This is a genomic window from Tessaracoccus zhenghani (assembly GCF_055326325.1).
The window spans coordinates 613,007-638,773 of record NZ_JBUZNQ010000001.1 but is presented as its reverse complement, the minus strand read 5'-3'; the positions used below and the strand labels follow the sequence as shown (position 1 = coordinate 638,773).

At 68.2% G+C, this 25,767-nt stretch carries 21 protein-coding genes; 14 read left to right on the top strand and 7 right to left on the bottom strand.

The features are described from left to right. The first annotated feature begins 23 nt into the window (after positions 1–23). The 3 genes from ACZK4S_RS02875 (at position 24) to ACZK4S_RS02865 (ending at position 1,802) form a co-directional block, all read left to right on the top strand. On the top strand, positions 24–347 hold the full coding sequence (locus tag ACZK4S_RS02875; protein ID WP_076062911.1) for a YbaB/EbfC family nucleoid-associated protein: 324 nt from the start codon (positions 24–26) through the stop codon (positions 345–347). Then, the gene (gene recR, locus ACZK4S_RS02870; RefSeq protein WP_076062914.1) at positions 348–965 is read left to right on the top strand and encodes a recombination mediator RecR; all 618 of its coding nucleotides are present in this window, start codon (positions 348–350) and stop codon (positions 963–965) included. Positions 966–1,043: 78 nt separating this feature from the next. Beyond that, positions 1,044–1,802: a VOC family protein gene (locus ACZK4S_RS02865; protein ID WP_463643293.1), complete on the top strand. Its 759-nt coding sequence runs from the start codon at positions 1,044–1,046 to the stop codon at positions 1,800–1,802. A 9-nt stretch (positions 1,803–1,811) separates the two neighbouring features. Here ACZK4S_RS02865 and ACZK4S_RS02860 read toward each other — a convergent pair whose 3' ends face one another. Continuing rightward, positions 1,812–2,966, bottom strand: a complete 1,155-nt coding sequence (locus ACZK4S_RS02860; RefSeq protein ID WP_463643292.1) for an aminotransferase-like domain-containing protein — start codon at positions 2,964–2,966, stop codon at positions 1,812–1,814. Positions 2,967–3,179: 213 nt separating this feature from the next. On the opposite strand from ACZK4S_RS02860, the gene ACZK4S_RS02855 reads away from it, so the two are divergent. The 6 genes from ACZK4S_RS02855 (at position 3,180) to ACZK4S_RS02830 (ending at position 9,664) form a co-directional block, all read left to right on the top strand. Next, on the top strand, positions 3,180–5,231 hold the full coding sequence (locus ACZK4S_RS02855; RefSeq protein ID WP_463643291.1) for a PhoX family protein: 2,052 nt from the start codon (positions 3,180–3,182) through the stop codon (positions 5,229–5,231). Positions 5,232–5,298: 67 nt separating this feature from the next. Then, the gene (locus ACZK4S_RS02850) at positions 5,299–6,225 is read left to right on the top strand and encodes an aminoglycoside phosphotransferase family protein (RefSeq protein ID WP_463643290.1); all 927 of its coding nucleotides are present in this window, start codon (positions 5,299–5,301) and stop codon (positions 6,223–6,225) included. 38 nt (positions 6,226–6,263) lie between these two features. After that, entirely contained in the window at positions 6,264–7,190 is a 927-nt protein-coding gene (locus ACZK4S_RS02845) for an ABC transporter ATP-binding protein (protein ID WP_076062922.1), read from the top strand. Continuing rightward, complete coding sequence (locus tag ACZK4S_RS02840) at positions 7,187–8,023, top strand: ABC transporter permease (protein ID WP_463643289.1); 837 nt, start codon at positions 7,187–7,189, stop codon at positions 8,021–8,023. The genes ACZK4S_RS02845 and ACZK4S_RS02840 overlap by 4 nt, the downstream gene beginning before the upstream one ends. After that, positions 8,020–8,841 carry an ABC transporter permease gene (locus tag ACZK4S_RS02835; protein ID WP_463643288.1) on the top strand — a complete coding sequence of 274 codons (822 nt, stop codon included), beginning with the start codon at positions 8,020–8,022 and terminating at the stop codon, positions 8,839–8,841. Before ACZK4S_RS02840 ends, ACZK4S_RS02835 begins: the two co-directional genes overlap by 4 nt. Positions 8,842–8,911: 70 nt before the next feature. Next, entirely contained in the window at positions 8,912–9,664 is a 753-nt protein-coding gene (locus ACZK4S_RS02830; RefSeq protein WP_463643287.1) for an IclR family transcriptional regulator, read from the top strand. Between the two features lie 58 nt (positions 9,665–9,722). Here ACZK4S_RS02830 and ACZK4S_RS02825 read toward each other — a convergent pair whose 3' ends face one another. From ACZK4S_RS02825 to ACZK4S_RS02815, 3 genes are read right to left on the bottom strand one after another with little or no spacing between them, the layout of a single operon-like run. After that, on the bottom strand, positions 9,723–11,831 hold the full coding sequence (locus ACZK4S_RS02825; protein WP_463643286.1) for a hydantoinase/oxoprolinase family protein: 2,109 nt from the start codon (positions 11,829–11,831) through the stop codon (positions 9,723–9,725). Beyond that, entirely contained in the window at positions 11,828–13,603 is a 1,776-nt protein-coding gene (locus ACZK4S_RS02820; protein WP_463643285.1) for a hydantoinase B/oxoprolinase family protein, read from the bottom strand. The genes ACZK4S_RS02825 and ACZK4S_RS02820 overlap by 4 nt, the downstream gene beginning before the upstream one ends. 25 nt (positions 13,604–13,628) lie before the next feature. Continuing rightward, positions 13,629–14,834: a M24 family metallopeptidase gene (locus ACZK4S_RS02815; RefSeq protein ID WP_463643284.1), complete on the bottom strand. Its 1,206-nt coding sequence runs from the start codon at positions 14,832–14,834 to the stop codon at positions 13,629–13,631. Between the two features lie 168 nt (positions 14,835–15,002). Between ACZK4S_RS02815 and ACZK4S_RS02810 the strand changes: the two genes are divergently transcribed. Continuing rightward, the gene (locus tag ACZK4S_RS02810; protein ID WP_463643283.1) at positions 15,003–16,532 is read left to right on the top strand and encodes a purine-cytosine permease family protein; all 1,530 of its coding nucleotides are present in this window, start codon (positions 15,003–15,005) and stop codon (positions 16,530–16,532) included. A gap of 54 nt (positions 16,533–16,586) precedes the next feature. On the opposite strand, the gene ACZK4S_RS02805 is transcribed toward ACZK4S_RS02810, so the two are convergent. Next, a complete protein-coding gene (locus ACZK4S_RS02805) occupies positions 16,587–17,399 on the bottom strand; it encodes an HAD-IIA family hydrolase (protein WP_463643282.1) in 813 nt (270 codons plus the stop codon). A 189-nt stretch (positions 17,400–17,588) separates the two neighbouring features. On the opposite strand from ACZK4S_RS02805, the gene ACZK4S_RS02800 reads away from it, so the two are divergent. From ACZK4S_RS02800 to ACZK4S_RS02785, 4 genes are all read left to right on the top strand, one after another. Next, complete coding sequence (locus tag ACZK4S_RS02800; protein WP_076062933.1) at positions 17,589–18,659, top strand: NAD(P)H-dependent glycerol-3-phosphate dehydrogenase; 1,071 nt, start codon at positions 17,589–17,591, stop codon at positions 18,657–18,659. Between the two features lie 147 nt (positions 18,660–18,806). Further along, positions 18,807–18,938 carry a hypothetical protein gene (locus tag ACZK4S_RS02795; protein ID WP_255362924.1) on the top strand — a complete coding sequence of 44 codons (132 nt, stop codon included), beginning with the start codon at positions 18,807–18,809 and terminating at the stop codon, positions 18,936–18,938. Next, on the top strand, positions 18,928–20,298 hold the full coding sequence (locus ACZK4S_RS02790) for a sn-glycerol-1-phosphate dehydrogenase (RefSeq protein WP_076062936.1): 1,371 nt from the start codon (positions 18,928–18,930) through the stop codon (positions 20,296–20,298). The genes ACZK4S_RS02795 and ACZK4S_RS02790 overlap by 11 nt, the downstream gene beginning before the upstream one ends. A gap of 154 nt (positions 20,299–20,452) precedes the next feature. Continuing rightward, on the top strand, positions 20,453–23,245 hold the full coding sequence (locus tag ACZK4S_RS02785; protein ID WP_463643281.1) for a cation-translocating P-type ATPase: 2,793 nt from the start codon (positions 20,453–20,455) through the stop codon (positions 23,243–23,245). Here the strand turns inward: ACZK4S_RS02785 and ACZK4S_RS02780 are convergent. Together ACZK4S_RS02780 and ACZK4S_RS02775 are read right to left on the bottom strand one after the other, a co-directional pair. Further along, positions 23,223–24,248 carry a Gfo/Idh/MocA family protein gene (locus tag ACZK4S_RS02780; protein WP_463643280.1) on the bottom strand — a complete coding sequence of 342 codons (1,026 nt, stop codon included), beginning with the start codon at positions 24,246–24,248 and terminating at the stop codon, positions 23,223–23,225. The two genes, ACZK4S_RS02785 and ACZK4S_RS02780, sit on opposite strands and share 23 nt — an antisense overlap. Before the next feature lie 8 nt (positions 24,249–24,256). Then, positions 24,257–25,756: an amidohydrolase gene (locus tag ACZK4S_RS02775; protein WP_463643279.1), complete on the bottom strand. Its 1,500-nt coding sequence runs from the start codon at positions 25,754–25,756 to the stop codon at positions 24,257–24,259. Between the last annotated feature and the right edge of the window lie 11 nt (positions 25,757–25,767).

Sequence of the window (25,767 nt, the reverse complement as noted above, 5' to 3'; positions counted from 1 at the left end):
CGACCCCCACTCAGGAGTGACACATGTTTGGTGACTTTGACATCAACGCGCTGATGCAGCAGGCGCAGAAGCTGCAGACAGACCTGCAGGCGGCGCAGGAGGAACTGGGCAACCAGTCGTTCACCGGCACCGCCGGCGGCGGGCTCGTCAGCGTCACCCTGAGCGGCAAGGGCGACATGCAGGAGGTCGAGATCCAGCCCGCCGCGGTGGATCCCGACGACATCGAGACGCTGCAGGCCCTCATCGTGGCCGCGTTCCGCTCCGCCAGGGCAGAGGTGGACGCCGCCACGGCCGCCACGCTTCCCGAACTCCCCACCATGCCCGGCATGCCGGGCTTCGGGGGCTGAGTGTACGAAGGCGCAATCCAGGAACTGATCGATGAGCTGAGCCGGCTGCCGGGCATCGGTCCGCGCAGCGCGCAGCGCATCGCGTTCCACCTCCTCGATGCACCTGAGGAGGACGTCTACGCGCTTGCCGACACGCTCCGGAGGGTCAAGCAGCTCGCCCGCTTCTGCGAGGTGTGTTTCAACGTTTCGCAGGAGGAGCGCTGCCGCATCTGCCGCGATCCCCGGCGCGACCGCTCGCAGTTGTGCGTCGTGGAGGAATCCAAGGACGTGGTGGCCATCGAGCGCACCAACGAGTTCCGGGGGCTCTACCACGTGCTGGGCGGATCCATCTCGCCCATCGAGGGCCGCGGCCCGGCAGACCTCCACACCCGCGAGTTGTTCCAGCGCCTCGCCGACGGCGAGGTGCAGGAGGTCATCCTCGCCACGGATCCCGACACCCAGGGTGAGGCCACCGCGTCGTACCTGAGCCGCATGCTCAATGATTTCGGTGTCCGCGTGACCAGGCCGGCGTCCGGCCTGCCCGTCGGCGGAGACCTGGAATACGCGGACCAGGCAACGCTGAGCAGGGCGTTCGAGGGCCGCCGCATCCTCATCGAACGGCACGCACCAGCCGGGTGACGAAGGCTATGGACCTGCCCCACCCGTCGGCTTAGGCTGCTCAGTGAGCCACCGGGCTCACGATGAGAAGGGCCAACGATGACCGACACCACTCTCAAGGGCGCGCCCATCTGGGTCGAGCTCTACGCGCAGGACCTCCCCAAGGCGCAGGCCTTCTACGGCAGCCTGTTCGGCTGGCGGTTCGACAACTCCGGCGAGGAGTACGGCAATTACCACATGATCATGCGCGGTGACGAGGTCGTCGGCGGCGCCATGGTGCAGCAGCCCGACATGGGCATCCCCACCTGGTGCGTCTACCTCCGCTCAGACGACATCCGCGCCATGACGGAGCGGGCCAGGCAGGCGGGCGGCGAGATCCACGTCGAGCCCATGGAGATCCCCGGGCAGGGCACGATGGCGTTCCTCAGCGACTCCACCGGGGCCGCCCTCGGTGCCTGGCAGAGCGACACCGTGGCCATCCAGGCGAAGGACAAGCCGGGCGCCCCCGTCTGGTTCGAACTCATGACCGGCAACTACGACGAGGCCCTGACGTTCTACCGCGACGTCTTCCAGTGGGACGTGCAGCCCGTGGGTGACCAGGGGATGGAGTGGCGGTACTCCACCAACGGGCAGGGCGACGACGCGGTGGCCGGCCTGTGCGACGCCTCGGAGTTCATCCCCTCCAAGGTGCCCGTGTCCTATTGGCGCGTCTATTTCTCGGTGGCGGATACCGACGAGGCGATCGGCAGGATCCAGGAACTGGGCGGGCGGCTCGTCGACGGGCCGATGGAGTCTCCCAACGGGCGGGTGGCCACCGTGGAGGACGATCAGGGCGTCCAGTTCCAGATCGTCGACTGAGCGCGGCCTTCAGCGGAACGTGAGTTCGCGGTCCGTCGAGGAGGCGCGACGGCGGGCCCGGGCCAGCCGCCGGCGTAGGCCGCCGTCGGCCAGGTAGGCGGCGACGGCGCGTTGCAGCAACAGCGGGGGAGCGGCGCCCGTCGCGTCGGCCGCGCCGACGATCTCGGCATGCCACGACGGCGGGGCCAGCAGGTAGCCGGTGCCCACTCCCCGCCCGATGACCGCCGCGAACGTGCCCAAGTGGGCCACGACGGTGGGGTCCAGGCTCCACAGCGTGGGCAGCGGCGGGCCCAGGTGGCGGCGTTCGGAGTCGAAGTCGTCCTCCACCAACACCACGCCCTCGTCGCGCGCCCAGGTGATCATGGCCTGCCGGTGGCGTGCGGACAGCGCGCCGCCGTCGGGGTACTGGTGATTGGGTGTGACGATGGCCAGGTCGATGGGGGAGCGGCGGTGGGCGCGGCTCAGTGCCTCCAGGTGCGGGCCCGCCGCGCCGACGGGCAGCGCCGCGGTGTCCACGTCCGAATGTTCCAGCAGCCGCCGCAGACCCGGGAAGCCGGGGGATTCGACGGCGACCCTCGGGCGCCTGCCCGCCCGTCGCGCCGCCACGGCGAGCAGCAACGACAGCCCGGAGCGCGCACCGGAGGTCACCGTGATGCGGTCCGCCTCCACCACCACCCCGCGCATGTGGCGCAGGTGTTCGGCCACCGCCTCGGCCAGCGCGGGGACCGGCTCGTCCGTCACTGCCCGCCGCCAAGCGCTGCGCCAGGCCGCGTCGTCGGGCCAGGCCCCGCCGTCGGAGGCCGTGAGCAAGTGGATGGGGTCACGGTTGATCGCGGCCCGTTTTCCCGCGTGTCGGGGCGACGACCCCATCCAGTTGCTCACGGTGGGGGCCGAAACCGAGCGCAGGTCCGGGTTGACGACGGTGCCGGAACGGTCGCGGGCCACGAGGTATTCCTCGGCGACGAGTTGATCGTAGGCAGCCGCCACGGTGCCGCGCGAGACGCCCAGGGCGACGGCGGCCGCGCGCGTCGACGGCACCGCCTCGCCCGGGAGCAGGGAGCCAAGGGCGACGAAGTCGCGGATGCCGGCCGCCACCTGCACGGGCAGGGGCGCGGCGCCTGGGGAGCGGTCCAGCGCAAGTTCGCGGAACGCGTCGATGTGCATGCCCGCAGCCTACCGACTGGCCCATCGTTTCCTTTATCACCACGCACTCCACCGGTCCAGACTGCCCCGCTGCCGACGGTGGCTGCCCGCGGACGGCCGGACGTCTCGGTCGTCCACAACTGTTCACCCATCGGTCACCTGGACGACCGGATTCTGCCCATCTGGTCCGATGGGATAGCTGTGCCCGATCGCCTACCACCCAAGGGGTTTCGAATGAAGCGTCTACTTCCCATGCTCGGCCACACCCGCGGCAACCGCTCGCCCATCACCTGCGAACTGAAGTGCGGCAACGCCTGTTCGCACCCCGAGCCGAACACCACTGGGAACGAGTCGTTCCGCGACATCGTCTCGGCCGTGTTCTCCCGCCGTGCCGCACTGGGCGGCGCCGCAGGCATCACCGGCGCCCTCGTCGTGTCGCACGTCACCGCCGGTACCGCCGCCGCGGACAACGGCGTCCTTCCGCAGGGCGGCGGGAAGCTCCCCTTCGAGGCCATCGCCCCGGTGCCGCGCTCTGTGGACACCGTCACTGTGCCCCGCGGCTACCGCTGGGACCCGATCATCCGGTGGGGCGACCCGATCTTCGCCGACGCCCCGGATTTCGACATCGAGAACCAGACCAGCGTCGCGCAGGCCCAGCAGTTCGGCTACAACTGCGACTACCTCAACGTCATCTCTGACGGCGGCAACGACCGTTCGGGCTACCTCGTGTGCAACCACGAGTACACCAACGAAGGCATCATGTTCTCCGACGCCTTCCGCCTCGGAAACGCCAAGGAGGTCGTCGATATCGCCCTGGCCGCCCACGGATTCTCGGTGGTCGACCTGCAGCGCGACAAGCAGGGTCAGCCCTGGACGTACGTGCGAGCCGGCCGCCGCAACCGGCGCATCACCGGCTTCACGCCGTTCTCGGTCTCCGGCCCCGCCGCCGGCTCAGACTTGCTGAAGACCGCCGACGACCCCACCGGCACCCTCGTCGAGGGCACCCTCAACAACTGCGCCGGCGGCACGACCCCGTGGGGCACCGTCCTCTCCGGCGAGGAGAACTTCAACCAGTACTTCCGCGGCAACGGCTCGGCCGAGCACGCGCGCTACGGCATCGGCTCGGGCGCCACCGGCCGCGGCTGGGAGACGGTCTACCCCCGCTTCGACCTCCGCAACGAGGAGTACGCGAACGAGGGCAACCGCTTCGGCTGGATCGTCGAGATCGACCCGGAGGATCCCACCTCCACCCCGGTCAAGCACACCGCGCTGGGCCGCCTCAAGCATGAGGCCGGCACCTGCGTCATCGCGCCGTCGGGCCAGGCCGTCGTCTACTCCGGCGACGACGAGCGCCACGACTACGTCTACAAGTTCGTGTCGTCGCGCACCTTCGTCGAGGGCGACAAGCAACACAACATGCGCCTTCTCGAGGATGGCACGCTCTACGTGGCGCGCTACCACGGCAACTCGCCCGAGGCGGAGATCACCGGCGACGGCGACCTCCCGGCCGACGGCGCCTTCGACGGCTACGGCGAGTGGGTCCCGCTGGTACGCGGCTCCGAGTCGCTGGTGCCCGGTATGACCACGGAGCAGGTGCTCGTCTTCACCCGCCTCGCCGCGGACCGCGTCGGCGCCACCAAGATGGACCGGCCCGAGGACCTGGAGACCAACCCTGTTTCCGGCAAGGTCTACCTGGCGCTCACCAACAACTCGCGCCGCACCGCCGTCGACGAGGCCAACCCGCTGACCGCGAACCGCGACGGCCACATCGTCGAGATGGTCGAGGACGGCAACGACCACGCTGCCGAGAAGTTCAGCTGGAACATCCTGATGCTCTGCGGTGACCCCCGCACCTCGACCCGCACCTACTTCTCGGGCTACCCGGCCGACAAGGTGTCGCCGATCTCGTGCCCCGACAACATCGCCTTCGACTCCCTGGGCAACCTCTGGATCTCCACCGACGGTCAGCCCGGCACGTTGGGCCTCTGCGATGCCCTGCACAAGGTCACCGTCGACGGCCCGAACCGCGGCCGCGTCGAGCAGTTCCTCGCCGTGCCGTCGGCCTCCGAGACCTGCGGCCCGGTCATCCATGACCGCGACGACTCGGTCTTCGTCGCCGTGCAGCATCCGGGTGAGGACGGCAGGTGGGGCGCACACACCTCGCTGTGGCCGGACCAGCTCTCGGCCGGCGGCCCCGTCCAGGTGGGCGACAAGGTGGCGGCACCCCGCCCCTCCGTCGTCCAGGTGACCCGCACCTCGGGCAACCGTTCCGCCAAGATCAAGTAGCACCCACCTGAGGGGGGCGGGCCGCTCCGGCGGCCCGCCCCTTTCGCATCCCGCTAGCGTGGGGCACGTGATCCCAGCTCCGTTCCGCGCACTGGTCGCCGGTCGCCCGGCCGACGTGCTCGGTGCGCGCCCGGTCGACGGCGACACCTGGCTGGCCCGGCTCCCCAAGCTCATCGACGAGCACCTGGCCCGCTGGGACCTCACGCCCGACGGCGACCCGTGGCACGGCGAGAACGCGCTGGTGCTGCCGGTGTTCCACGACGGGCAGCCCGCCGTCGTGAAGGTGGGCTGGCCACACCACGAGGCGGATCTCGAGCACCTGGCCCTGCGGCTCTGGGCCGGCCAGGGTGCCGTCCGGCTCATCGCCGCCAATCCGGCGGCCGACGCGCTCCTGCTGGAGCGTCTCGACGCCTCCCGCCCGCTCACCTCAGCCTCCGTCCTGGAATCCTGCGAGACCATCGGCGGCCTGTTCTGCAGCCTCGACCGCGAGGGTTCGCCGCAGTTCCCGAGGGTCGCGGACAAGGCCAGACGGTGGCGCGGCCAGCTGGCCGAGGCCGACCGCGCCGTTCCCCGACGCCTCGCGGAGCAGGCACTCAGCACGCTCGACGACCTCCTCGCCGCCCCCGTCCCCGGCCGGCTGGTGCACGAGGACCTCCACGACGCCAACGTGCTCGCGCCGCTGGACCCGGCACGCGGCGACTGGCTCGCGATCGACCCCAAACCCGTCGTCGGGGAGTGGGCCTATGCCGTGGCCCCGGTGGTGTGGAACCGCCCCGAGGCGGCGGTCCGCGCGCGTAACCTGCGGGCCCATGTGCGGCTGCGCGCCGACGTGGTGGCTGATGCCGCGGGGCTCGACCTCGACCGCGCCTACGCCTGGACCTTCGTCCGGTTGGTGCTCAACGCCGTCTGGGCGGCCGGATACGCGCCGGCCTCCGACGACTTCCGCGGCCGGATGATCACCCTGGCCAAAGCCTTCGCCGATCCGCCTGACTGACCCCCCGGTTTGTCCGGGGCAGGTTGTAGGTTTCTGGGGTGCCTACTCCAGTGATCTCCGCCCGTGGGCTGACGAAGCGCTACGGCAGCTTCACAGCCGTCGACGGCATCGACTTCGACATCGCGCCGGGCGAGTCGTTCGGGTTCCTCGGGCCCAACGGCGCCGGCAAGTCCACCACCATGCGCATGATCGCGGCCACGTCCACCCGCTCCGACGGCGAACTCAGCGTGCTGGGCCTCGACACCAACCGGCACGGGCCGGAGATCCGTGCTCAGTTGGGCATCGTGCCCCAAGGTGACCTCCTCGACGAGGAACTGCGCGTCATCGACAACCTCTACGTCTACGGCCGCTATTTCGGGCTGCCCCGCGCCTACGTCAGGGCACGGGCGGAGGAACTCCTCGACTTCGCGCAGCTCCGCGAGAAGCGCACCGCAAGGGTCGACGGGCTCTCCGGCGGCATGAAGCGCCGCCTCACCATCGCCCGCGGCCTGATCAACAACCCCAAGGTGATGCTGCTCGACGAGCCCACCACCGGCCTGGATCCGCAGGCCCGCCACGTGTTGTGGGACCGTCTCTTCCGGCTGAAGGAGGAGGGCGTCACGCTGGTGGTGACCACGCACTTCATGGACGAGGCGGAGCAGTTGTGTGACCGGCTCGTCGTGATCGACAAGGGCAGGATCGTCGCCGAGGGTTCGCCACAGCAGCTCATCAGGCAGTACTCCACCCGCGAGGTGCTCGAGGTCCGCTTCGGTTCGGCGCGCAACCAGGCGGCCGCGGGGCAACTCGACGGGATCGGCGAGCGGCAGGAACTCCTGCCGGACAGGGTGCTGATCTACGCCGACAACGGAGAACACGCGCTGCAGTCCGTCGTCGAGCGGGGGCTGGAGCCCGTCACCTCGCTGGTGCGCAGGTCGTCGCTGGAGGACGTGTTCCTCCGCCTCACAGGCAGGAGCCTGATCGAATGAGCCTCACCACGGACAAGCCTGTGATCGACACCCGGCTCACGGCAGACCACCGCGTCGTCGCCCGCATGGGTTGGTGGGCGGTGGTGGAGCAGTGGGTGATGCACATGCGCGCCTACCTGGCCACGCTGCTGCTGACCGGGATCGGGTCACCGTTCATCTACCTCCTGGGCCTCGGCGCCGGGCTGGGGGTCCTCGTCGACGACGGCAAGGGCCTCGAGGGCGTGCCGTACCTCACGTTCGTCGCGCCGGCGCTGGTGCTGGCCAGCGCGATGCAGGTGGCCTCGCAGGAGAACACCTTCGGCGTGTTCGGCGGCTTCAAGTGGAACAACCTGTTCAACGCCATGCGGTTGACCCCCATCACGCCTGGCCAGATGGCAGGCGGCTTCCAGGCTGCGGTCATGGTGCGTGTCCTGCCGATGATCGGGTTCTACCTGGTGGCGCTGCTGGTGTTCGGCATCGGCCGCTGGTGGGGCGTGCTGCTGCTGTTGCCCATCGGGCTGCTGCTCGCCGTGGCGGTGGGCTTCAGCGTGATGGCGTGGGTCTCCACGCAGAAGGACGAACGCGGCCAGTTGAGCTTCATCGAGCGGTTCATCATCGTGCCGCTCACCCTGTTCTCCGGCACCTACTTCCCGCTGGAGACGCTGCCCGGCTACCTGCAACCCATCGGCTGGGTGTCGCCGCTGTGGCACGCCGCCGAACTGGGCCGAACCGCCCTCTACGGCGCGCCCCTGACGCTGGGCATGGGCCTGACGCACGTCGGGTTCCTGACCGTCATGGCCGTTATCGGCGGGCTGCTGTCCGTGCGCCACTTCCGCAGGAGGTTGGACCAGTGAGCACAGATTCCCTCGCCCGGCAGACGCGCGTGCCGAAGGCGCTGCGCGGCATCTACCGCGGCAACACCCGCTCGGTGGTCGCCCGCGGCATGAAGGTGATCGCCCGCAACAACTACCTCGTCGTCCTGTCCGGCTTCTTCGAGCCGGTGTTCTACCTGCTGTCCATGGGCCTGGGCCTCGGCGCCCTGATCGATGGCGTGGAGTTCTACGGCCGCGAGGTACCCTACGCGGCCTACATCGCGCCGTCACTGATGGCGGTGTCGGCCATGAACGGCGCGCTGTACGACTCCACCACCAACGTGTTCTTCCGGATGCGCTACGGCAAGTTGTACGAGCAGATGCTGTCCACGTCGCTGGGCCCCATGGACGTGGCGCTCGGTGAGATCTTCATGGCGCTGTTCCGCGGGCTGCTCTACGCCAGCGGGTTCATGGTGGTCACCACGCTGCTCGGCCTCAACCTCTCGTGGACGGCGCTGCTGGCCATCCCCGCGGCGCTGGTCGTGGCCTGCGGTTTCGCCTCCGTGGGTCTCGCGGCGACGAGCTACATGACGTCGTTCCAGCACCTGGATCTGGTGTTCTTCGTGATGCTGCCGATGTTTCTGCTCTCGGCCACGTTCTTCCCCATCACGGTCTACCCGGAGGCGGTGCAGTGGGTGATCATGGCCCTGCCGCTGTGGCACGGGGTGGACATGATCCGCCAGTTGACGACGGGCCTGATCCAGCCGTCGATGTGGGCGCACCTCGGCTACTTCGCGGTGATGATCCTCATCGGGGTCACCGTCGCCACCAAGAGGCTCAGGGCCCTCTTCCTCCGCTGAGACCCCCGGGACGCTGGATCCACGACGGTCACCCATCTGGGCCGACGGGTCATCCGGGTAAGCTTCTTCCGTGGCTGGTGATGTTCAGTCAGTGGCAAAGGCGGCCCTGATTCTCGGCGTGTTCGATCGGATGAACCGCCTGCTGACCGTGCGCGAAATCTCCTCGAAGACGGGAATCCCTCGCAGCACGGTGCATGACCTCTGCAGGACCCTCGTGACAGCCAACCTGCTGGAAGCCAGGGCCGACGGCGGCTTCCAGTTGGGAATCGGGCTGGCGATGCTCGGCGGGCAGGTCATTGAGCGGCAGGGGCTAGTGGACGCGGCCCAGCAGCCCATTCAACGCCACCTCGACAGGTTCGGCGTCGAGGTCCATGTTGCCGCCTACCTCCCGGGTGCTGTCTTCTATGCCTACCGGAAACGGGCCTCGACCCGTGTCGCCACCATCAACCGAACTGGCCGGCGGTGGGCGATTCACGCCTCGGGCTGTGGGCGCGCAGTGCTGGCAACCATGTCGCAGGCGGCCAGGGACGCCGAGCTCGGACCGCTCCTGACCGCCGAGGAACAGGAGTCGCTGGAGGAAGAACTCAAGGGGTGGGAGCGTGTCGGCTACATCGTGACGGACGTGAGCCAGCCCGGCATCCGGTCTGTTGCATCGCCGGTGTTCGACGGCACCAATCTGGCCATGGGAGCGATCGGAATCGGCGACACGGCGGCGTCAATGAACCGGACGAGAGTTCAGGAGCTTGGGGCGGCGGTACGCCAGGCGGCCATCGAAACATCGCGCGCCATGGGCTGGACCGGAACAGCACGGGAGTTGCGCTGAGCGCGAACCAGGGGGCCGGTGACGACCGACCCCCTGGCTCTCCGCTGCACCGCGGCCGTCAGACCGCTGCTGCCACCGCGATCTGCGAGCGCATCTCCTCGGCCCTGCTGCGCAGGTACAGGACGAACGAGCCGCTCACATCCACGACCACGTCGTACTCATCCAGCACCACGATCGACGTCGTGCCGAGTTCGATGATGGCCGGCCCCGAGATCTCATCGCCGGGCCTCATGAACTCACCGTTGTACACGGTTGCGGTGACCATCCGGCGCTGGGCCGGGCTCCACATTTCGCGCTCCCCGGACACTGGGTCGGCACCTTCGGGGGCCTCTTCCGAGTTGCCCACCGAACCACGCACGCGTCCGATGGCGGCCAGACGGACGTTCAACACGTCGATGGGCGACGCCTCCGAGTGGTACCCGAACTGGACGTCGTGCAGGCGATGGAACTCCGCGGCGATCTCATTGAGGTCCACCGACTCCAGCGAGCTGGACGCCAGGGGCACGTTGATCTCGAACCACTGACCCTTGTAGCGCATGTCCATGGAGGGGAGGAATTCGATGTCGGCATCCGTGACTCCCTCAGAGTGGAGGGTGCGTCGTCCACGCTCGGCCATCTCGGTCCACAGGGCCTTGAGTTCGTCGGTCTCGATGCTGGAGAGGTTCCATTTCTGACTCTGGACGTAGTCGTGCTGGAAATCGCACACCAGCATGCCGGCCGCGCAGAAGATCGACGACTGCCGCGGCACGATGAGCATCGGAATCTCCAGTTCCCTGGCGATGGCGGCGGCGTGCACGGGCCCCGCTCCGCCGGCGACCACGATCGGGAAGTCACGTGGATCGAGGCCGCGGCGCACCGTGATCTCCCGCACGCCGGCCGCCATGGAGACGTTGACCACGTCGTAGATTCCCGCTGCGGCCGTGAGCGGATCCAGACCCAGTTTGTCGCCGATCTGTTCGCCGATCGCTCTGCGGGCCGCATCGACGTCAAGGTTCAACCCAGAGGTTGCGAAGCTCTCCGGGGAGAGATACCCCAGCACGGCATCCGCGTCGGTCGTCGTGGGGAGTTCCCCACCGCGACCGTAGGAGATCGGTCCGGGAACCGCTCCGGCACTCTGTGGCCCGACCATGAGCATGCCACCCTCGTCGACGCGTGCGATGGACCCACCTCCCGCACCGATGGTGTGGATGTCCACCATGGGAAGCGCGATCCGCCAGCGGTCGATCAGACCGTCCGTCATCACCAGCGGCCGTCCGCCAGCCACGATGGCAGCATCGAAGCTGGTGCCGCCCATGTCGACGGTTAGACAGCGGTCGAACCCATGGACGGCCACTTCCATCAGGCCCGCGGTTGGGCCGGAAGCAGGGCCGGACAGGAGCGAGAGCGCCGAGCGGCGTGCCAGTTCCTCAGGGGTGGCGACGCCACCGTTGGACTGCATGATCAGAAGGATCCCCCCGAACGAAGCCTCCTCCAGTGTCTCCGTGAGGACGGCCAGGTAGTCCGAGATGATGGGGCCGACATAGCTGTTCAGGACCGATGTCGAGGTGCGGTCGTAGTAGCGGGCCTGGGACAGGAGCCTGCTCGAGCGCGTGATGTAAACGTCCGGCAGTTCCTCCTCGAGGATCTCGTTGGCGCGGATCTCATGGTCCTGGTTGGCATACGAGTGTAGGAAGGAGATGGCGACGGCGCCGACCCCCTGTTCCCTCAGGAACTTCGCTGCCTCGCGCACGGACTCCTCATCCAGCGCGGTGACCTCGTCGCCGTGCTTGTCTATGCGTCCTCCCACCGGAAGGGTGAGCTGACGATTGACCAGGGGTTTCGGCTTCTGCATCCGGTTGTCGTAGGGCTCCTCGCGGGTGCCGTCGCGGATGGGTAGCACGTCGCGGAACCCGTCAGTGACGAGCAGGCCGGTCTTGGCGCCCCGTCGAGTGAGGAGAGCGTTGGTGGTGACGGTCGTCCCGTGCACGATCGTGCTGACCTGCGCCAGGAACTGTTCCACCGACTCACCGCGCTTCTCTGCGATCTCGCGGAGGCCCTTGGTGACGGCACGTGCGGGGTCGGACGGGATGGAACTCGTCTTGTGGATCAGACGTGAGCCGTCCTGGTCGACGACCAGGAAGTCGGTGAACGTGCCGCCCACGTCCACACCTACGCGCATGGTGCTCATTGGTTGTTCTCCTTGTCCTTGCGAAGTGCCGACGTGGCCTTTTCATCTAGTTCGAGGGTCTCCGGGTCTACGACCACGCCGTACGAGGTGCGAGCCTTCTCGATGCTGGTGATCCCATTGCGGACCTCGTCGGTGACCAGTTCCGCTGACCTCTTGAAGGGGTCGCCGTAGCCACCTCCGCCGCCACACAGGGACACGATGGTGGAACCGGTGGGAAGGGTGATGCGTTCCTTGGAGCCCCAGTCGTAGACGCTGCCGTCGGGCAGCTCGACCCGCATGACGTTGAGACCGGAGTCCTCGCCGCCCTCCAGCCCGCGCCCGGGGAGTGCGCCCTCTGACACAGCGGCTTCGCCCAGGGTGACGCCGTGCGCGTCCAGGCCTTCGACACGCCAGGCAGATCGGGTGCCCATCCCGCCCCTCCACTGTCCTGCGCCAGCGCTGTCCGGGTCGTACTCGTGGTAGAGGAAGAAGTGCGGGGAGGTGAGCTCGAACATCTCAATGTCGGGGGACCGCATCTGCCCGACGACGCCGCTGAAGCCGAACCCGTCCCATCCGTCATAGCCGTTCATAGCGCCAGGGCCTGTGCGCTGGAAGACGGTGAGCGAGACGTAGGGCTCGCCGGTGTCTGGATCCACGCCGGTCATGGTCGCGTTCATCGCCTTGCACCAACCGGCGGTCACCCGCTTGGGAAGCGCGTCGGCCAACGCCATCATGATGGCTTCCGTGATGTTGTCGGTCATCTGGTTACCGAAGATGGTCGCCGCGGGGAACTTCGGGTTCAGGAGCGAGCCCTCGCGGAAGATCGTCTTGACCGGGCCGAACATCCCCTCATTCGTCGGCAGGACCACCCCCGCAGCCGCTACGAGCATCAGGAAGTTGATGCGCACCGCGCCGGCGGCCGAGGCTTTGGGCTGGTTCGCGATGCCTGGCGTCTGATCGTCCGATTCGCTGAAGTCGAACTCGATGTCGTCGTCGCTGATGGTGATCTTCACACGGATCATGTGTCGGCTGGAGGGGTCCACCCCGTCGCTGACCATTTCGCTCTCGCCGTGGTAGACGCCGTTGGGCCAGGTGGCCAGTTCCGCACGGACCTGCTTGTCGGAGGCGTCCATCACGTACTGCATGTGGTCGTCGATGACCTTGCGCCCATGCCGATCGAGAACCTGCAGGAGTTGGCGCTTGCCCACCTCGCAGGCACCGATCATCGCCTTGATGTCCTCAATGACGAAACCGAAGCGGATGTTGGCGGAGACAAGATCCCAGACGTCGTTGCGACGCCTACCGGCTTCGTACAGCTTGACCGGTGGGATACGGAAGGCCTCCTGCCACACTTCGCGCGCCGCCGGATCGTAGCCGCCGGCCGTCATCCCGCCGATATCGGCCAGGTGCCCCTTGGAGGCCGTCCACCCGACGAGTTCGCCGTCGTGGAAGATCGGCATGTAGATGCCTGTGTCGGCGTTCTGGTTGCCACCGGTATAGACATCGTTGTGGATGATGACGTCGCCCTCATGGATGTCGTCGCCGTAGTAGTCGATGATGTATTTCAGTGGGGGCTGGGCTCCGAACGCGATGATGGCGGCGAACTCGGCTTGGGCCATCGTTCGTCCCTTGGCGTCGAAAATGACCGTGACAAGGTCTCCGACTTCATTGAAGATGGGGGATCTGGACGAGCGCATGAGCACTGTGGCCATCTCTTTGGCGATGGCATCGAACCTCCGGGCAAGCACTGAGGCGAGCACCGGATCGACGGTTCGGGTCTGGATTTCAGACATGTGACCTCCTTTGGTCAACGTCGGATCAGCTGATCTGGTGGATCTGGGTGGGGTGCTTCGACAACTTCTCCGCGAAGCCGTCAGCGATGATGAAGGAGTCGGACATGTAGCCCATGACCTGGGACTCCTCGTTCCAGAGCGTGGGGTGGAGCGCGAGCACCTGACCGTCGGCTGACTGCGTCACAGCGTTCGCGTCGGAGTCGTCGCCGACGACGTCGAGCCCGATCCAGGGTTCTTCGAGCACGTCAAGGCCCATGCCGTGCCCTGACCAGTATTCGGACTTGGCGCCCCTGGCTTCGACGGCAGAGATGACGGCACGCTGGACGTCTCCGAAGACGGTGCCCGGCACGAGGGCCTGCTGCGCGGCCGCTGTGCCGGCAGCCACCGCCCCGGCGATCTCAGCGACGGCGGAGGTGGGGGTGGCGAATGTCACCATGCGGGACAGCTCGGTCCAGTAACCGTTGGGGCCGACGATCTCGAACGAGAAGGTGAACACGTCGTTGACGCCCAGGACCCGGTCCTCGGGCTGGCCGAAGGTGGGTCTGCCGTCGTTGCCCTTGATTTCCGCGAACATGGTGAGGAACAGGGGGTCCTGCCCGCCGAGTTCCGAGCCCACCTTGAACATCTCCGCAGCGATCTGCTGTTCCGTCATGCCCGGCTGGGTGATGTCGAGCAGACGATCGAAGCACGCGTCCAGGATGTAGGCGCTCTCCCGGACCGCAAGCTGCTCTGCGGCGGACTTGACCGCGCGGATTCGGCTGAACATGGGGCCCGCGTCCGAGATCTTCGCCTTGGGCAGCAGCTCGGTGATGGCCAGGTAATCCTCGATCTTCATCACCTGGCGAAGTCCGATGACGCCGATGTGGGGGGAATCGCCCTTGCTCCCCAGAACCTCAGCCAGGCCCTTTCCCAGCTTGTACGGGGTGAGGTACTGGGAGACCCAATCGTGGCTCGGGCGCCGGTCGGCTTCGAGGTTCTGCGGAAGGACCACCTGGGGTTCCTCCCCCGGGAACATCACGGCGTAGGCGTAGCGATGGCAGGGGTTGTAGCCCGAGATGTAGCGCACGCTGCCCTTGTGGCCCCGGTAATCGGCGGCGGCGAAAAGCAGCACGTCGTAGCCCTCGTCACGTGCTGCCTGCGAGAGCCGCGTCCAGCGGGCGTCACGCTCGGCGAAGGATCTGATGTCGTGGTGCGGCTGCCTGAGCCTGGTGAGAGAAACGTCGTTGTTCATGGCAGGAACGTAAGCCTTTGCCACGGCCCCAGCGAACCCCGTGTCCGGTGACTCCGGACGCAGTGTCGTGTCCGGTGTGGCCGGACAGGCGTCTATCCGGAGGATGGCCGTTCAGCGAACAATCCGATCCCATCCGCACCACACAGTGCACACGATCAAGGAGGATCCGTGACGGAGACAACGGGCAGCGCCAAGGAACAGAGCGATATCCGCAACAAGATGGAGGACAACGTCCTCAACCCCGTGTCGGAGGCCGAGCGGGTGAGCGGCTGGTCCTTGCTCGCCAACACCGCAGGCGTCGGCACCACACTCGCAATGCTGCTGATCGGCGGCACTTCCAGCTACATGGTCGGCGTCGGCTGGACCATGGTGGCGGCCGTGATCTCGGCGACTTTCGGCTCAGTCATCGGCACCGGTGTGGGCAGGGTTGCCCAGAGCACTGGCATGTCCAGCACTGTGAGCACCCGGTTTCACGGGCTGGGCGCTCGGGGATCGGCTTTGGCGTCACTGATTTTCGCCTGGATGATCCTGAGCTTCCTGGCGCTTGAGAACGCGCTTCTCTACAACGGCACCCTGTTCCTGTTGGGTTGGCAGCCCACGGTGATGAACGGGATCGTGATCTACACCATCCTGACGATCGCGTGGATCTTGCTGGCTCTGTTCGGACTGAAACTCATCCAGGTCTCGTCGCTGTGGCTGACGATCATCGCCAGCGCCCTGTTGGTGGTCATCCTGTTCATCGCGGTCAATAGGTCGACTCAGCCCCTGGCCGAGATCATGACTCAGCGGCCCGAAGGGTTCGGCCCGGGCGCCTTCCTCGCCGTGCTTGCCGGCATGATCGGCTTTGCAGGGGCTCTCGCTCTCACCGGCGCGGATTTCGCCCGGTATGCCCGGAACAAGAAGGACGTGGCCATCATGGCCATCGGCGGAAATATCATCGTCAACTTCGGCGTCGTCTCGCTCGGTGCGTTGTTGTACCAGGCTGGGGACACCGTGGTTGCGCAGTATCTGTCGGATAACCCGGCGCTTGCTGAGTCCCAGATGGGCGATTCGATCGCGGACAAGGTCCAGTTCCTCGCGCACAACAATGCGGGCGCCTACTTCGTGATTCTTGCCGGGATCATCGGCTTCATCGTCATGTACGCGGCGCAGGTCAAGGCCCAGGCGATCAACGCCTATGCAGGCTCCCTGACGTTGTCGAATCTCTTCGATGCGCTCTTCCAGAAGACCCCAAGCCGCATCGCGATGCTCATCATCGGTAACGTCATCGCCCTCGTCGCGGTGTACGCAGGCATCCTGGGACTGCTTGTCCAGTTCCTCGCCGCTCTGGGTATCGCCACGTTCGCGTTGTGCTCGCTGGTGGTCGCCGACTACTTCATCGTGCGCAAGGGTAAGCCCGCGTCCACGCGCCGGGTCGAGCTCTTCAACTGGGCAGGCATCATTGCTCTGCTGGTCGGCTTCACCGTCTCCTACGTTCTGCAACTGACCGGCATCCTGCCGATCGGCTTCCTTCTCACCCTCATCATCACCCCTCTTGTCTATGTCACTCTCCGGCGCACAGTGCTCCCTGAAGGCAGGGGCACGAGGATGGTGGCCGGCACCTCGGCCCTGCTCGAGGCCGAAGAGGATGACGAGGGGCGTCTGGCGTTCACCGAACTGGAGGCCGAGCATCCCCACCATCACCACCTGGATGGCTGACGGCTAGGTCAGGCATGTGAAGGTCGGCGTCCTCGGGCGCCGACCGGTCGCATTTCATCGGCGTGGCAGCAACTGATCGATGCGTTCGACGATGTAGGTGGGGCGGTTGTGTTCCGGCTGCTTCAGCACGTCGTCGACGGTCGACTCACCGGTGAGCACCAGGGCCGAGGGCATGCCGCAGTCGATCGCCATCTGGATGTCCGTCATCAACCGGTCGCCGATCATCAGGCACCGGCCTAGGTCCACGTTGTCGGCCCCCAGCGCCGCCTCCACCATCAACGCCGACGGCTTGCCCAGCGACACCTGGCACTTCACCCCCGTGCACGCCTCGATGGCGGCGGTGATGGCCGCGCAGTCCGGCTCGCCGCGCCCCCCGGGGAACGGGCAGAACCGGTCCGGGTTGGTCTGGATCAGGAACGCCCGCTCGTGGAACCAGATGGCGTCGAAGGCGATCTGCAGCTTGCGGTAGTCGAAGCCCCGGTCGTAGGACGCCACCACGATGTCGACCTCAGCCGGGTCCTCCGTCAGGCGGAACCCGGCCTCCCGCAGCGCGCGCTGCAGCGGCTCCTCGCCGATCACGAACAGCGCCGCGCCTGGGTGGTGGTCGAGCAGCCACCGGGTGGTGGTCACCACGGTGTTGGCGATGTCCTGCAGCGGGGTGGGGAGGCCCAGCCGCTCCAGCTTCGCCTGGTACTGCTGCGGGTCCTTCGTGGGGTTGTTGGACAGGAACTTCACCACCCGTCCCGCCTCCCGCAGCTCCTCGATCACCCGTTTCGCGCCCGGCAGCAGGTCGTCGCCCAGGTAGATGGTGCCGTCGAGGTCGAAGACGTAGGCGTCGTACCACCCGGTGGGGGAGCTGAGCGTCATGGCGGGGTCCTTCTGATCGGTGTGCCTCCACAGTGCCAGCCCGGCGCTGTCCCACGCACCGGAATCAACCGGCCGTCTGCACGACGATGGGATAGCCCGTCCGCACCTCGCAATGACGACCCGGCCACAGTAGCGTCAGGGGCATCGACAAGCTCACGCATCGAGGCGTGGCAGCGGCAAAGGAGCAACATGGCGACGATCGCGGTTCTCGGCGCAGGCATCATGGCCAGCGCACTGGCCACCCCGCTGGCTGACAACGGCCACACGATGCGGTTGGTGGGCACGCATCTCGACCGTGAGATCATCGACTCCATCAAGAGCACCGGGGTGCATCCCAACCTCGGGCTCCCCCTTCCCGAGGGCACCACCGCCCACCAGTTCGAGGAGGCCGCCGACGCGTTCGACGGCGTCGACCTCGTGCTGAGCGGGGTCAACTCGTTCGGCGTCCACTGGGCGGGGCAGCAGCTCGCGATGCTGCTGCGGCCCGGCATGCACGTCATCGCGCTGGCCAAGGGCATGGAGGCCGACGACGAGGGCAACCTCACCATCCTGCCGCGGGTGCTGGCCGGCGAGCTACCCGAGGAACTGCGCAGCCAGGTGACCTTCTCAGCGATCGCCGGGCCGTCGATCGCCGGCGAGGTGGCCGTGCGCCGCCACACCTCCGTCGTGTTCACCGGCGACCGGCAGGAGGTCCTTGACATGTGGCGCGGCCTCTTCGCCACCGACGTCTACCACGTGTGGACCAACACCGACTTCGTCGGCGTCGAGGTCTGCGCCGCCACCAAGAACTGCTACGCGTTCGGCGCCGGCTTCATGAGCGGCATCCTCGACGCGATGGGCGACACTGCGGGAGAGCGCTACGTCAACTTCAACTACGGGGCGGCCCTGTTCGGCCAGGCCTCGATCGAGATGATCCAGTTCATGGACCTCCTCGGCGGCAGCCCCACCACGCCACTGGGCCTGCCCGGTATCGGCGACTGTTTCGTCACGTCGATGGGCGGCCGCAACGTGAAGTGCGGCCGGCTCGTCGGCAGCGGCCTCACCTTCAGCCAGGCGCGCGACCAGATGCCCGGCGTCACGCTTGAGGGCGCAGCGGCCATCGCCGTCATCGGGAAGGCCCTGGTGAAGCTCACGGACCGTGGGATCGTCGCGCCCGAGAAGTTCCCGCTGCTGCGGCACCTCTACGAGGTCGTCGGGCTCGACCGCCAGGTCAACGTCCCCTGGGATTCCTTCTTCGGCTCCAACGGCTCCGGCAACTGACCGCCCGGAACTGGGAAAGACAGGCACATCACCCGACAGGCCCGCGTTGTGCTCGCCTTTCGTCAACGGTGTGCCGCGCGTTGCCATAGCGTGGTTGGAGCATCGGTCAGTACACGACCACCTCGTAGAACGAGAGAAGGAACGAACATGGCATACGCCACCCGAGTCATCGAGGTCGCCAAGGACGCTCCTGCGTTCCCCGGCGAGAACACCCGGCGGGTCGACGCGACCCCCGCCCTCGCCCTCGGCGTCGAGGTGGTGTTCGGCCGTGACGAGTGAGACCCTCCGCGCGGCGCTGAACCGGGCCACCGACACGGTGGGCGCGGCCGTCGAGCGCGGGGCGCTCGCCCAGAGTGGTCGGCTCGTCGCCGCCCACCTCGGGGCCGGTCCGTTCCTCATCGTGGCTGACGAGAACACGTGGGCGGTGGCGGGGGAAGGGCTGACCGCCTCCCTGCGTGGGGCCGGGTGCGAGGTGGCTGAGCCGCTGGTCTTCCCCGGCCAACCGGCGCTGTACGCGTCCTACGACAACTGTCGGGAGATCCAGCGTGCGCTGACGTCCCAGGATGCGGCCACTGGTTCCCCGGGAACGCCGGGGACGCACCTGCCCATCGCGCTGGGCTCCGGCACGATCAACGACCTGGTCAAGCTGGCGGCGTTCGAACTCGGCCGCGACTACGCCGTCGTCGGCACCGCCGCCTCCATGGACGGCTACACCGGCGCAGGAGCCCCAATGACGGAGAACGGCGTCAAAGCCACCCGCAACTGCAAGGCCCCAGTCGTGGTCATCATGGACCTCGACGTGGTGGCCGCCGCGCCGCCCGCCATGACCGCCTCCGGCTACGGCGACCTCGTCGCCAAGATCCCCGGGGGCGCCGACTGGATCCTGGCGCACCACACCGGAGTGGAGCCCATCGACCGGGCCGTGTGGGACATGGTCCAGTCGGGCGTGGCGACGGCGTTGTCGCGCCCGGCGGAGTTGGCGGCCGGCAACGTCGAGGCCTTCTCCGGCCTGGTCGAGGGGCTCTGCCTCTCCGGCCTGGCCATGCAGGCCTACGACGGCACCCGACCCGCCTCCGGCGCCGAGCACTACTTCGCCCACCTGTGGGAGATCGAGGGGCTGGGCGCCCACCGCAATCCGCCACTGTCGCACGGCTTCAAGGTGGCCGTCGGCTCCCTGGCCATGTGCGCCTTCTACGAGGCCCTGCTGGCCCGCGACCTCACCGCGATCGACCTGCCCGCAGCGGCCGCCGCCCGCGCCCCGTGGAGCGAGATCGAGGCTGACATCCGCAGCCGCTTCACCGGTGCGCTGGCGGACCACGCCGCCCGCGAGACCCGTGCCAAGTACGCGGCCGGCGACGAACTCGTCGCACGCCTGCAGCCCCTGCTCGACCGATGGCCCGCCGTCGTGGACGAGTTGCGCGCCCAACTGGTCACCACCGCGGAACTCAGCACCATGCTGCGTGAGGCGGGTGCCCCGTCCCGGCCTGAGGACATCGGCGTGACGCGCGACGACGTGCGCACCATGTTTCCCAAGGCCATGTTCTACCGCTCCCGCTACACCGCCCTGGACGTGGCCTGGGAGCTCGGCATCTTCGACGACCTGGTCGCCGACGTCTTCGATTCCATCTGGAGTAAGTAACCGCTGGCGGTCCTCTCCACCTCCTCCCCGGAGGCCCCCGCCGCTGTATTCGCGCTGGCCGACGAGGAGACCCGCAGCCTGGTCGCCTGACCGGACCCCTCCGGCGACGAGCGTATGGTGGAAGAAAGGCACCTGTGAAAGCGAGTTTGCGCCCATGACGGCACCGGCATACACGAAATCCGCAGCCGATGTAGCTGCCGAGATCCCGGTTGATCCAGGCAACGGGCTGACTTCGCAGGAGGCCGCCGAACGCCTCGAAGAGTTCGGGCCCAACGAGTTGCGCGGCGCCCCGGAGGAGCCGGCCTGGCGGCGCTTCCTGCGTCAGTTCGCAGACCCGCTGGTCTACCTGTTGCTCGTCGCGATCGTCATCTCGATCTTCGCCTGGGTTGCTGAAGGGGCTTCCGGGTTGCCCATCGATGCGCTCGTCATCGCAATCATCGTGGTGGCCAACGCGGTGCTCGGCTTCGTGCAGGAGAACAAGGCCGAGAACGCCGTCGCTGCCCTGTCGGACATGACGGCCACGCACTCCACCGTGCTGCGCGACGGCAGACTCACCGATGTCCCCTCCGCGGGCATCGTCCCCGGCGACATCCTGGTGCTTTCGGAGGGCGACGCGGTGGGCGCCGACGGCAGGCTCCTCACGGCGTCGTCGCTCAAGGTGCAGGAGGCCTCGCTGACCGGCGAGTCCGAGCCCGTCGAGAAGGACGCCGGCACGCTGTCAGGAGAGGCCGCGCTGGGGGACCGCCTCAACATGGTCTTCAAGGGCACCGCCGTGTCCCGCGGCGTCGGCCGCGCCGTCGTCACCGGCACCGGCATGGACACCGAGATGGGCCGCATCGCCACGCTGCTCGACGAGACGCAGCGCGATCCGTCGCCGCTGCAACAGGAGATCGCCAAGATCTCCAAGATGCTGGGCCTGCTGGTCGTCGTGATCGCCATCGTGGTGATGGGGGCAGTGGCGCTCGTCAACGGCGTGCGCAGCCTCGACGAGGCCGTGGACATCCTCTTGATGGGAGTCTCCCTCGCCGTCGCCGCAGTGCCGGAGGGCCTACCCGCCATCCTGTCGCTGGTGCTGGCCATCGGCGTGCAGACGATGGCGCGGCGCAACGCGGTGATGAAGGACCTCCACTCCGTCGAGACGCTCGGCTCCGTGTCGGTCATCTGCTCGGACAAGACCGGCACGCTCACGCGCAACGAGATGACGCTGCGCGAGATCGTCACCGCCTCGGGCAGGGTCAAGCTCAGCGGCACCGGCTACGCCCCGGAGGGCGGGGTCGAGATCGACGGCGGCGACGACGCCGCCGCGGAAGCCCGCCGGCTCCTGGCCTCGGGCGTGCTGGCCAACAATGCGCAGCTGACCCAGGACGACGACGGCACCTGGAGCATCCAGGGCGATCCCACCGAGGCCGCGTTCGTCGTGGCCCAGCACAAACTCGAGGGCGTCACCGAGCGCGTCGGCTGGTACGAACGCGACGCCGAGGCCCCCTTCGATTCCGAGCGCAAACTCATGTCCGTGCTGGGGCACCGCGAGGACCAGCAGCGGCTGTTCGCCAAGGGTGCCCCCGACGTCCTCCTCGAGCGCTGCGTCGAGGAACAGGTGGGACGCACCCAACGGCCGCTCACGGACGAGCGGCGCGAGGAACTCGGCCAGGCCGTCGTCGGTCTGTCCGAGCAGGGCTACCGGACGCTCGGTGTCGCCTGGCGGGAGGCGGGCGACGCGGACCCGGAGGGCTTCGACGAGACCGCGGAGCACGACCTGGTGTGGGTGGGCGTCGTCGGCATCATCGACCCGCCGCGCGACGAGGCCGCCCAGGCCATCGCCGAGGCGCACCGCGCCGGCATCAAGACCGTCATGATCACCGGCGACCACCCCGTCACGGCCGCCAGGATCGCCCAGGACCTGGGCATCACGGACAACGGCCCAGGCGCGCCCAGGGCCGTCACCGGCCGCGACCTCGAGGGCCTCTCCGACGACGAACTCACTGAGTTGGTGCGCCGCACCTCCGTCTACGCCCGGGTGTCGCCGGAGCACAAGCTGCGCATCGTCGACGCGCTGCAGGCGGACCGCCAGATCGTGTCGATGACCGGCGACGGCGTCAACGACGCCCCAGCGCTGAAGTCTGCCGACATCGGCATCGCGATGGGCATCACCGGCACCGAGGTGACCAAGGAGGCCGGGGAGATGATCCTCGGCGACGACAACTACGCCACGATCGTGGCGGCGGTCCGCCAGGGCCGGGTCATCTTCGACAACATCAAGAAGTTCATCCGCTACCTGCTCAGCTCCAACATGGGCGAGGTCGCCACGGTGTTCCTCGGCGTCGTGCTGGGCTCGTTCATCGGCCTGGCGGATCCCGGCAACCCCGGCGCCACCGTCGTGCCGCTGCTGGCCACCCAGATCCTGTGGATCAACCTCGTCACAGATTCCGGGCCGGCGCTGGCCATGGGGGTGGACCCGGAGATCGACGACGTGATGAGCCGCAAACCCCGCGCCTACGACGACCGGATCATCGACGGGCATATGTGGGCACGCATCATCGGCACCGGCCTGGTGATGGGCATCATCAGCCTGGTCATCTACGACCTGAGCCTGCCCGGCGGCTTCCTCAGCGGGCTCGAGCACCTCGTCGGGACGGATCAGCAGCTGGAAGTCGCCCGCACCACCGTGTTCACCGCGCTGGTGATGATGCAGCTGTTCAACGCGTTGAACTCCCGCTCAGACCTGGGCAGCGCGTTCAGCCACCTGTTCACGAACGCGTGGCTGTGGGTGTCGCTGCTCGGGGCCGCGCTGGCGCAGGTCGCCGTCGTGCAGGTGCCGTTCCTGCAGCACGCGTTCGGCACCACGTCGCTCGACCTGGCCCACTGGGCGGTCGCCGTGGGCGCAGGCGTCGCTGTGCTGGTCTACGAGGAGGTCGTCAAGGTCATCAGGCGCGCGGCAGTGCGTTGATCAACTGCTCCATCGTGTCCATCACCGCCAGCGTCTCGTGCCAGGGCAGCAGTTCCGATTCGGTGCGGCCCTCGGTCACCATCGAGGCGAAGTGGGCCGCTTCGTAGGCCAGCCCCGCGTGGTCGGTGAGGGTGGGCTCGTCGCTCAGTTGCGTCTCTCCGTCGACGGTGCGCAAGGTGAACTGCTGCGGGCCGTAGAAGAAGGTGGGGATGTCGACGGTGGCCTTCGTCCCGGCGATGAAGGCCCGGGTGGGGGTGAGAGCCTTGCAGGTGGTGGTGATGAGGGCATTGGCGCCGAGGTGCGCCTCGAAGCCGTCGAAGACCGCGGAGATCTGCCGGTCGACGCCGGTGAAGGCGCGGGTGCCCAGCGACAGGGCGCGCCCCGGGGTGCCCAGCGCGAAGTGCATGAAGGACACCGGGTAGACGCCCAGGTCGAGCATCGCCCCGCCGGCGGTGGCGGGGTCGAACAACCGCGACTTCGGGTCGTCGGCGAACCACTGGCCGTGGTCCGCGAAGACCGTCTCGATCTCGCCGAGCGCGCCGTCGGCCAACAGCTGGCGGAGGACGTCCATGTGGGGGATGAACCGGGTCCACATGGCTTCCATCACGGCCACCCCGGCAGCTCGTGCGGCGTCCAGCAGTTCGCGGGCCTCGGCCCCCGTCTGGGTGAAGGCCTTCTCGACGAGCACATGCTTGCCAGCCTCGACGGCGAGCTTGGCGTTGGCCAGGTGCTCGCTGTGGGGAGTGGCGACATAGACGACGTCGATGTCCGGGTCTGCCACGAGTGCCTCGTAGCTGTCGTAGGCCCGCGGTGCTTCGAACCGGGCGGCGAACTCGTCCGCCTTCGCCTGCGTGCGGGACCCGACGGCGGCCAGCCGCTGCTGGGTGTGGCGGTGAGCGGCGTCGAAGAACCGGTCCGCGATCCACCCGGTGCCCAGCACCCCCCAGCGCAGCGGGGGAGCGGTCATCGGGTCCGGGACACGGGAAGTGGGCAGCGTGATCATGGGCCCCATTATGGCTGGGAGGTGAGGACCCCGTCGCAGATGGTGGCAACCACCTTCATGGCACGCAGGGCAGCGGCAGTGGCCTCAGGCGACCCGTGGTCCGCCAGCGGATCCGTGCGGAGGAGCACCACGTCGCCCGGACCGCCGACGCTGATGCGCCGGCCGTCGACGGACGCGGCAAGGGCCTCGCGCGCGGTCAGCGACTCCTCCGGCTGCACCGCCGGCCGGTCGTCGCCGCTGCGGTGCACCGCAGCGGCGATGCCGAGCCACGGATCCGGCGGCGACACCGGCGCGTCGGAACCCAATGCGAGAGTGGCGCCGGCATCGAGCAATGACTTCACCAGGAACGTCCGGTCCGCGCGGTCGCCCCACCAGCGCTCGGTCATGTCCCGGTCGTCGACGAGGTGGTGCGGCTGCATGCTGGCCGTCAACCCCAGTCGCGAGAATCGCGGCACGTCCTCGCGGCGCAGCAACTGCGCGTGCTCGATCGAGCCGGCCGCGTCCGTGGCCTCGAAGGCGTCGAGGGCCGCCTGGTTCGCCCGGTCCCCGATGGCATGCACCGCCAGTTCCAGGCCGGCCTCCCGCGCCCGGTCCAGCAGGGCTGCCAACTCGTCGCCCGCCACGTTGACCACGCCGCAGGGATGCGGGTCGTCGGCGGGCAGACCCAGGTAGGGCTCGCAGCACCACGCCGTGCGTGTGCCCAGCGACCCGTCGGTGATGATCTTCAACGGCCCCATCGTGATCAATCCGTCGCCACCGGGCAGCGTGTCGCCGGTCCGCCAGCCTGCTCCGAGGACCTCATCGAGTTGCGGGGGATAGACGCCGGCCCGCACACGCAGCCCGCGGATCCCGGCGGCCACTCGGCGGGGCCAGTGGTGGAAGGCGTCGGCGAACTCCAGGTCCACGATGCCCACCAGCCCCCGCGACGCCAGGTGCCCGACGGCGGCACCCTCCTCCTCGACGGTGGCGGCCTGCTCCGGCATCGCCGTCAGCCGGGCCAGCGTGGCGAACCACTCGTTCTCCGTCATGGGGCCCGGCCGGGCCGCGACCCCCAGGCGCTCCAGCGCAGCCGAGTTCAGCCAGCCGTTGTGCGCGTCGCCGGAGATCAGGACCACGGGTTGCGAGCCGGACACTGCGTCCAGTTCCGCGACGGTGCCCACGCGTTCCCACGCCGCGGACCTGTAGCCGAACCCCACCGCGATGCGGCCGTCGTCGCGACGCATCTCCAGGGCCTCTGCCACCCGGGCGCAGACCTCCTCAGGGCCGGCGGTGCCCGCGAGGCCGATCCACGTGGTGGAGCGGGCCCACTGGCCGAAATGCACATGCTTGTCCCACAGCCCGGGGATCAGCCAACAGCCCGAGGCGTCGACGACCTCCTCGCCCCGGACCGGCAGAGACGGCCCCACCTCGGTGACCACCCCGTCGCGGATCCGCACGTCGACGGCCCGCTCGCCCTCGCCGTCGAGACCGACCACCAGACCACCACTCACCAGCACAGAACCGCTCACCCCTGCACCGT